Genomic DNA, 7600 nt, shown 5'->3' with positions numbered 1-7600 from the left:
GGCTGCTGGGAAGAGCAAGAAAGTGGCCTTGGTTGCCTGCATGAGAAAGCTGCTGACGATTCTGAATGCCATGATCCGCGATCAGAAACACTTCGCTGAAATGGCTTGAAGTTCGACACGGTTGCTCTCTCCGGCATTGCTCCGGGGGCCCGCCGCCAACCGGCCATTCATGGCCGGGTGGCGGCTAGCTCGGCATCCATGCCGAGCTGCCCCCTACGCAACGCCTGCGCTCGGCCTGCTGGGAAGGGGCCTGAAGATCAAGATCAAGATCAAGATCAAGATCAAAAGCCAAAGCCAAAGCCAAAGCCAAAGCCAAGGTGCGCAGGCTGGTTCCTTGTAGCCGCTGCCGAAGGCTGCGAACGAGCGCTTGCGCTCGCAAAACCAGGCGGCGCGATATGTCAGGAATATCGGGGAGGCAGGTTTAGCGTCCCCTGCGACGGAGTGCCGCCCAGAGCGTTCGCAGCCTGCGGCAGCGGCTACATGTAATGCGAACGGCAATGAAACGGGCTGGCCGGCATTCCGGGTTTCAAAGTGACTCGCTGTAAGAGTGAAATCGCCAGCCGTCCAATACCTCCCTATTGCCCCTGACGAAACACCAGCGCCTTGAGCCCGCACTGCGGATCGGCATCCGGAAACTCCGGCGGATTCTCCAACCGCTGTTCAAAGCGTAACCCCGGCGCCTCCTGCGTCACCCCTTCCAAAAGAAAGTCCACGCTGAACGCCGGGTCATTCATGCACGCCAATACGCAGCCATTGGCCGTCAGCAATTCCGGCAAGCGCCGCAGCACCCGCGCATAGTCCTTGCTGAGGACAAAACTGCCTTTCTGGAAAGACGGCGGGTCGATGATCACCAGGTCATAGGGGCCCCCTTGCTTGACCTTGCTCCAGGACTTGAACAGGTCATGCCCGAGGAAACTCACCCGGCCCGTGTCATGGCCATTGAGCCGATGGTTGTCACGACCCCGGCTCAAGGCCGCTCGGGACATGTCGAGGTTCACCACCCGCTCGGCACCGCCGGCAATCGCCGCCACGGAAAAGCCGCAGGTGTAGGCAAACAGGTTCAGGACGTTCTTGCCCCGGGCATTGGCCCGCACCCAGTTGCGCCCGTAGCGCATGTCGAGAAACAGCCCGTTGTTCTGCTTGCTGCCCAGGTCCACCTGGTAGCGCAGGCCTTCCTCGGTGATGGTGCAGGAATCCACCGGCTGGCCCAGCAGCCATTCGCCATGGCTGTCGGGCAGGTAGCGGTGTTGCAGCATCAGGCTGCGGGCGCCACTGGCGGCCCATTGCGGGGTGTCGCCCAACTCCACCAGCAGCACCTTGAGGGCCGCGAGCTGTTCCGCTTCCGGCGCCTTGAACAGTGACACCAGCAGCACGCCCTCCAGCCAGTCCACGGTCAGTTGTTCCAGCCCCGGCCAGCAGCGGCCGCGGCCATGGAACAGACGCCGGGTCTCGGTGGGCGCAGTGTCCAGGGCGATCAGCAAATGTTGGTTGAGGGTGGCGAGGGCGAGAGGTGTCATCAGCAAGGCCGGTCATTTTTCGGGGGCGGCATTTAACCATGGGCGGGGCAAGATCTGCCAACCAACAGCCTGCCGCCTTGTGCTCAGTCGATGTACTGCGGCCGACCGGTGGCGCGCCAGGTCGCCAGCCGTCGGTCCAGCACCGGGGCTAGCCGGTCATAGTTGCTCCAGCTGTTTTCCACCCGGTAGATGGTGCCGGGTTCAGGGGCCAGGGTCTTTTCGTAGTCGCAGTAAAACCGGCTGTTGTCCTGCCCCTGGTAGTAGGCCAGGGCGAAGGCGTTGCCTTCGTCGTTGAAGTCCGCTTCGCTGAGTTTTTCATCCAGGATCTGCAACAGAAACTCCCGGCCATCGAGGTCACGGGAGCGTACCTGAGTGATTTCTTCTGCGGCATCGTCCACCAGCTCTTCGCTGGCAAAACCGTTGATCAGCATCCAGGCCAGGAACAGGCCGATATGGGTGGCGCCGGCGCTGGCTGGCAGGTCCGCAGGGAAGTCGCCGCCGTAGTGCCAGGAGGCATCGTCGTATTTCATGGGTGAAGGTCCTGATGGATGAACGGCAGCCCGTTCGGGTTCGTCAGAGGATGGCGCTTGCCCATTCCCGGGTGCCGGCCAGGCGGCGTTTGACGCTGTCGATCCGCCATTGCCCGGCGACGCGCTTGAGCAGGAAGCAATGCTCGTAGCACAGCGCCCGAACGGCCGGGTCGCGCATCAGCACTTCAGCCTGGGCGGGCTTGAGCCGTTCGCAGCCGAGCAGTTCATCGGCTGGCGAGTAAGTCGTGGGGTCACCGTAGGACGCGCGTGGATAGGCCCGTGGGCGCTGGGTGCAGAAACGTTCGATGAGTTGTTGCGGTTCGGCCCAGAAGCCGGCATCGAGCGCCTCGTGGCCCACGGCGTTGCCGCGTTGTTCCCAGGCGGCCACGGCCAGGGTATAGGCGCGCACCTGGGTAACCGGGTCGACACTGCAGTCGTGCCCTTGCGCCGGTGCCGGCCAGGGTAGGTGAGGGGCGGGCATGGGCGCTGGCGGTGCTCCAGCACCGGCCTGTTCAAGCCGTTGCATGACCTGGGCATGGGACCGCTCCTGGGCCAGGGACCAGGCGTTGCGCTGCTGAAAGTCCAGCAGCCGGGGATCGGCGCCGGCGTTCAGCAGCAAGGCCACCATCGTCTCGTGGCCGGCCTGGGCGGCGTTCATCAGGGCCGTGCGTTGCAGCTCGGGGGAGGCTTGATCGAGGGCGGCGCCATGGGCGATCAGCAGCTCGGCACTGGCCAGGTCGCCATTGCTCGCGGCCCAGGCCAGCGGGCTGTAGCCCAGGGCCTTGCACGGTTGCAGCACATTCGCCCGGCGTTCCAGCAGCAGCGCCACGGCGGCCGAATGGCCGGCGATAGTGGCGGCCAGCAGGGCGGTACGCCCGGTGCTCTTGTGCCGCCATTCAAGGTCCGCGCCAGCGTCCAGCAGGCGTTTGAGTGCTATGAGATCGCCACGCGCGGCAGCTTTTTCCAGGAGGTGGGACACGGTCGGGAATCCATTCGGTGGGGGCGCTAACAGCGGGCAATGGTAACGCCGCAGAGCAGGGCGCTGCCACGTCTGTCGCGCGCAGGGGCCGTTCTGGCAGGTCGCATGCGCTGGGCTACGCTGCGATACGAGGCGCCGGTGCGGGGGACGCTGTGGCAGGGCAGGCGGTTTGCCGCGGTTCTTGCAGGGATAACGTTGAGGGGGCGCGAAATGACAGGCAGGACGTTGGCGATGCTGGTGTGTGGCTGGGTGCTGTGCTGTGCCGGCGCAGCCTGGGCTGTCGAGGAGGCTGCGGCGCCGGCGCCGGTGGCCGCCGAACTCAAGGTGGCCAACCGCAGTGTGGTGGTGCTGCGGGCGATGCTGCTGGGCGAGAGCCCCGAGCAGCGGGTCAAGCGCGCCCGGGCGGTGATCAGCGAGGCGCTGGACGAGGACCGCGACCTCAACGTGCACATCGACCCGATCCAGCAAAGCTACCTGGTGCTGCTGGGCGACAAGCGTGCCTTCATTCTCTCGGCCAAGGACATCGACCCGGTGCAGTTCGAGTCGGTGCAGCTGGCCGCGGAAGCGGCGGCGAGCAACCTGCGCCAGGTGATCGCCGAAACCCAGGAAGGCCGCGACCTGCATGCGCTGCTGTTGGCGCTGGGGGCGTCGGCCCTGGCCACCTTGCTGTATGTCGCCTTGCTCGGGAGCCTGGGCTGGCTGCGGCGCAGGTTGCTCGGGCGCCTGCCGGGGCTGATGCGCCGGCATACCCAGGCGCTGAAGGTCGGCCAGACCCCGGTGATCGACGCCCACTACCTGTACCCACTGGTGAACCGCTTGTTCGGCCTGTTGCGCTGGACGCTGGTGGCCTTGTTCACCTACCAGTGGCTGGGGTTTGTGTTGTCGCGTTTTCCCTACACCCGGCCCTGGGGCGAAAGCCTCAACCACTACCTGCTGGAATTGGCCGATTACCTGCTGCAAGGCATGATCGGCGCCATACCCGGGCTGGGAGTGGCCCTGGCGATTTTCTTCATTGCCCGCGGCGCCAGCGCCTTCAGTCGTCGGCTGCTCAAGCGCATGGCCATGCCGGGCACCTTCAGCTGGCTCAACCCGGAAACCCTGCAACCGACCACGCGCCTGACGTCCCTGGCGATCTGGCTGTTTGCCCTGGCCATGGCCTACCCCTATCTGCCGGGAGCCGGCACCGACGCCTTCAAGGGCCTGTCGGTGCTGGTCGGCCTGATGATTTCCCTGGGTGCCTCCAGCGTGGTCGGGCAGGCCGCCGCCGGGCTGATCCTGACGTACACCCGCACCCTGCGCCCGGGGGAGTTCGTGCGTATCGGCGATTACGAGGGCACGGTGACTGAGCTGGGGATGTTCACCACGCGCATTCGTACCGGCCTGGGCGAAGTGCTGACCCTGCCCAACTCGCTGATCACCAGCTCGGTGACCAAGAACTACTCCCGCGCCGTGCAGGGTGAGGGCTACGTGGTGGACACCACTGTGACCATCGGCTACGACACCCCCTGGCGCCAGGTCGAGGCCATGCTGCTGGAGGCGGCGCGGCGCACCGACGGCGTGCTGGCGCAGCCGGAGCCGCAGGTGTTCCAGACCGCACTGTCGGATTTCTACCCCGAGTACCGCCTGGTGGCCCAGGCCCTGCCCAGCGAGCCGCGGCCGCGGGCACTACTGCTCAGCGTGCTGCACGGGCACATCCAGGATGTGTTCAACGAGTACGGCGTGCAGATCATGTCGCCGCATTACCTGGCCGACCCGCAGCAGCAAAAGAGTGTGCCGCGCGAGCAGTGGTACGCCGCGCCGGCACGGCCGCCGCAGGCGCCTTGAGCCAGCGCCTGGGCGGGCTCGTCGGCCGTGGTCAGTCGATGGACGCTTTTTCAGGGGATGAGTAACATGCTCGGATTGGCGTATCCGCCCTTCAAGGAAGAACCATGCCGATTTGTCGTTTCAGCGCCCTACGGACGCTGTTGATCGCCACACTTTCCTGCCAGTTGCTCAGTGCCTGCAGTGTCAGCGGGACGTACCCCGACGCCACGCAAGCGGATGCGGCCAAACTGCGCTTTGTCGCCAACGCCTCGAACGTCACCCAAGAAGCGTAGGCCGTGGCCCCCGAGCTGCTCGCGGGTCAGGTTCGCGGGCGGGTGGTGCTCGACGTCAACCGCTGATATAAACCCCAGGCCGTCGCGCTGCGCAAAGGCCGCGCGTGGTCTGCGTTGCAGCACTGTCCATGACGGACGCGAGCTCCGCGCTGCGGAGTTTCTTCGTGGCCCTTTGTCGTCTTGATCCGAGGTTGCCTGTCCATGTCCATTCCCGCCCAGCGCCCGCTCTGGCAGGTGTATCTGATCTTCCTCTTGCCCATGGTGCTGTCGAACTTCCTGCAGTCGTTTTCCGGCACCCTGAACGGTATCTACATCGGTCAGATGCTGGGGACCCAGGCGCTGGCCGCGGTGTCGGGGATGTTCCCCATCGTGTTCTTCTTCATTGCCCTGGTGATCGGCCTGGGCGCGGGGGCCTCGGTGCTGATCGGCCAGGCCTGGGGCGCCCGGGAGCTGGGCACGGTCAAGGCGGTGGCCGGCAGTACCTTGCTGCTGGGCGCGTTGATCGGGTTGCTGGGGGCGGTGCTGGGCATGCTGTTTGCCCGGCCGGCCTTGCAGGGCCTGGGCACGCCCCTGGATGTGCTGGACGAGGCGGTGGGTTACGCCCGGGTGATGATGCTGATCATGCCGCTGCTGCTGGTGTTCGTGCTCTTCACTCAGTTGCTGCGCGGTGTCAGCGATACCCTGTCGCCGTTGCTGGCGCTGATCGTGTCGACCCTGGTGGGCCTGCTGCTGACTCCGGCGCTGATCCGCGGCTGGCTGGGCCTGCCGCCGATGGGCATCCAGAGCGCGGCGCTCGCCGGGCTGGTGGGCAATATCCTGGCCATGGGCTTTCTGGTCTGGCGCCTGAGCGGTCGGGCGCACCCGCTGGCGCCGGATCGGGCGCTGTTCGCGGCAATGAAGCTGGACCGGGCGATCCTCGGCAAAGTGCTGCGCATCGGCCTGCCGACCGGGGTGCAGATGGTGGTGATCTCGCTCTCCGAACTGGTGATCCTGGCCCTGGTCAACCGCCACGGTTCCCAGGCCACGGCGGCCTACGGCGCGGTGACCCAGATCGTCAACTATGTGCAGTTTCCGGCGCTGTCGATCGCCATCACCGCGTCGATCCTCGGGGCCCAGGCCATCGGCGCCGGGCGCCTGGAGCGCATCAGCCCGATCCTGCGCACCGGGCTGGCGATCAACCTGTGCCTGACCGGCGCCCTGGTACTGCTCGGCTACCTGATTTCCCACTGGCTGCTGGGGCTGTTCATCATCGACCCCACAGCCCTGGTGCAGGCTGAACATCTGTTGCACATCATGCTCTGGAGCATTCTGGTGTTCGGCTTCCAGGCGGTGGTGGGCGGCATCATGCGCGCCAGCGGCACGGTGCTGATGCCGGTGGCGATCTCGATCTTCTGCATCCTCGGGGTGCAGGTGCCGGCGGCCTACCTGCTGGATGCGCACTTCGGCCTGCAAGGGGTGTGGATGGCCTTCCCGGTGGCCTACCTGTGCATGCTGGTGCTGCAGGTCTGCTACTTCAGGCTGGTCTGGCGCCACAAGCAGATCCAGCGCCTGATCTGAGAGGGGCGCGCGGCGGGCGCTGTGAAGTGTTCAACTTGCCGCGGGATTACTCGCCAGCGGGCCTTGCGGCGATGCCGCGGTTTCAACGCCTATGGATCGCCGTCGGCGAGGCGCGGCGCCAACCCTGGACCACGATGTACAGCAGCGGCCCGATGGAAACGAACACGGCGGTCAGCAGCAGATAGGGCAGCACCGAGCATGCGGAGCGCCCTCGGCGGCGGGCGTCGTCGAGCATCCAGGCCGAGGCCAGCCACGCCATCAGGTACAGGTCGATCACCACTTGCGCGGTGTCGGGCCGCGACAGCAGTTGCAGGCCGAACTGCAGCAGCGGCTGCTCGGCCTGGAGCAGGGTGAACAGGGTGTAGCCGCTGAAGGCCAGCAGGGCCAGCAGCGCCGGGTAGGGAGGGGGCATGGTCAGGTCCTCGGTCAATCGGCCAGCGGGAAGTCGGCCCGACGGTGGTGCCGGCCCAGGTCGACTATCAGGTAGAGCAGCCCGGCACCGGCGCAGGCGAAGATCAGCGTCTGGGACAACGGCGAGTCGAACAGATACAGCGGATGTTCGCGCAGGTTGACGTGCAGCCCGGCATGCACCACAGCGAACCCGGCCAGCAACCGCCGGCTGTTGCGGCGCACGGCGGGGCGCGAATGCCCGGTGAGCCCGATCAACGCAGCCACCAGGGGCACATGCAGGGCAATGAACAGCGCCTGCCCGAGTGCCGGATCGAGGTGGCGCAAGCCATACAGCAAGCGCCATTCGGACTGGGCCACGGCATCCAGTTCATGCCCGGCGAACAGCGCCAGGCAGAGCATCCAGAGTGTTTCTTTCACGGTGAAACTCCTTGAGCTGCGGCGGGCGAACAGGCTAAGTGGCAGGCCCGTCGTTGCTCAATGACCTCACAGGTCATAGACAGCCGGCGACCG

General features: G+C 66.0%; 8 protein-coding genes and 1 pseudogene. 4 read left to right on the top strand and 5 right to left on the bottom strand.

The features are described 5' to 3' along the window. Positions 1-109 (top strand): annotated as a pseudogene (locus tag GWQ44_RS28970) (IS110 family transposase); the annotation flags it as partial. Between the two features lie 466 nt (positions 110-575). On the opposite strand, the gene GWQ44_RS28965 reads toward GWQ44_RS28970, so the two are convergent. The 3 genes from GWQ44_RS28965 to GWQ44_RS28955 all read right to left on the bottom strand — a co-directional run bounded on the left by GWQ44_RS28965 (position 576) and on the right by GWQ44_RS28955 (position 3026). Continuing rightward, positions 576-1517 carry a class I SAM-dependent methyltransferase gene (locus tag GWQ44_RS28965; RefSeq protein WP_275928910.1) on the bottom strand — a complete coding sequence of 314 codons (942 nt, stop codon included), beginning with the start codon at positions 1515-1517 and terminating at the stop codon, positions 576-578. A gap of 83 nt (positions 1518-1600) precedes the next feature. Continuing rightward, positions 1601-2047, bottom strand: a complete 447-nt coding sequence (locus tag GWQ44_RS28960; RefSeq protein WP_275928909.1) for a hypothetical protein — start codon at positions 2045-2047, stop codon at positions 1601-1603. Between the two features lie 43 nt (positions 2048-2090). Continuing rightward, positions 2091-3026 carry an ankyrin repeat domain-containing protein gene (locus GWQ44_RS28955; protein WP_275928908.1) on the bottom strand — a complete coding sequence of 312 codons (936 nt, stop codon included), beginning with the start codon at positions 3024-3026 and terminating at the stop codon, positions 2091-2093. 210 nt (positions 3027-3236) lie between these two features. Between GWQ44_RS28955 and GWQ44_RS28950 the strand changes: the two genes are divergently transcribed. From GWQ44_RS28950 to GWQ44_RS28940, 3 genes are all read left to right on the top strand, one after another. Then, positions 3237-4850 carry a mechanosensitive ion channel domain-containing protein gene (locus GWQ44_RS28950; protein ID WP_275928907.1) on the top strand — a complete coding sequence of 538 codons (1614 nt, stop codon included), beginning with the start codon at positions 3237-3239 and terminating at the stop codon, positions 4848-4850. 104 nt (positions 4851-4954) lie between these two features. Further along, positions 4955-5122, top strand: a complete 168-nt coding sequence (locus tag GWQ44_RS28945; RefSeq protein ID WP_158552888.1) for a hypothetical protein — start codon at positions 4955-4957, stop codon at positions 5120-5122. A 201-nt stretch (positions 5123-5323) separates the two neighbouring features. Next, positions 5324-6679, top strand: coding sequence for an MATE family efflux transporter (locus tag GWQ44_RS28940; protein WP_275928906.1), 1356 nt, complete (start codon positions 5324-5326; stop codon positions 6677-6679). 82 nt (positions 6680-6761) lie between these two features. Here the strand turns inward: GWQ44_RS28940 and GWQ44_RS28935 are convergent, their stop codons facing one another. Together GWQ44_RS28935 and GWQ44_RS28930 are read right to left on the bottom strand one after the other, a co-directional pair. After that, on the bottom strand, positions 6762-7091 hold the full coding sequence (locus GWQ44_RS28935) for a DUF2834 domain-containing protein (RefSeq protein ID WP_275928905.1): 330 nt from the start codon (positions 7089-7091) through the stop codon (positions 6762-6764). Positions 7092-7105: 14 nt separating this feature from the next. Further along, positions 7106-7507 carry a DUF6713 family protein gene (locus GWQ44_RS28930; protein WP_275928904.1) on the bottom strand — a complete coding sequence of 134 codons (402 nt, stop codon included), beginning with the start codon at positions 7505-7507 and terminating at the stop codon, positions 7106-7108. Positions 7508-7600 lie beyond the last annotated feature (93 nt).

The sequence above is a fragment of the Pseudomonas sp. 3MA1 genome (genome assembly GCF_029237275.1).
Classification (GTDB): domain Bacteria; phylum Pseudomonadota; class Gammaproteobacteria; order Pseudomonadales; family Pseudomonadaceae; genus Aquipseudomonas; species Aquipseudomonas fluorescens_AP.
Note: the sequence above shows the minus strand (reverse complement) of the source record. Positions and strands in the feature narration are given on the sequence as shown.

Bases quoted from the DNA above. Each gene is read 5' to 3' on its own strand.
- GWQ44_RS28950 (WP_275928907.1), top strand. From the start codon at position 3,237: ATGACAGGCAGGACGTTGGCGATGCTGGTGTGTGGCTGGGTGCTGTGC.
- GWQ44_RS28965 (WP_275928910.1), bottom strand. From the start codon at position 1,517: ATGACACCTCTCGCCCTCGCCACCCTCAACCAACATTTGCTGATCGCC.
- GWQ44_RS28945 (WP_158552888.1), top strand. From the start codon at position 4,955: ATGCCGATTTGTCGTTTCAGCGCCCTACGGACGCTGTTGATCGCCACA.
- GWQ44_RS28940 (WP_275928906.1), top strand. From the start codon at position 5,324: ATGTCCATTCCCGCCCAGCGCCCGCTCTGGCAGGTGTATCTGATCTTC.
- GWQ44_RS28935 (WP_275928905.1), bottom strand. From the start codon at position 7,091: ATGCCCCCTCCCTACCCGGCGCTGCTGGCCCTGCTGGCCTTCAGCGGC.
- GWQ44_RS28960 (WP_275928909.1), bottom strand. From the start codon at position 2,047: ATGAAATACGACGATGCCTCCTGGCACTACGGCGGCGACTTCCCTGCG.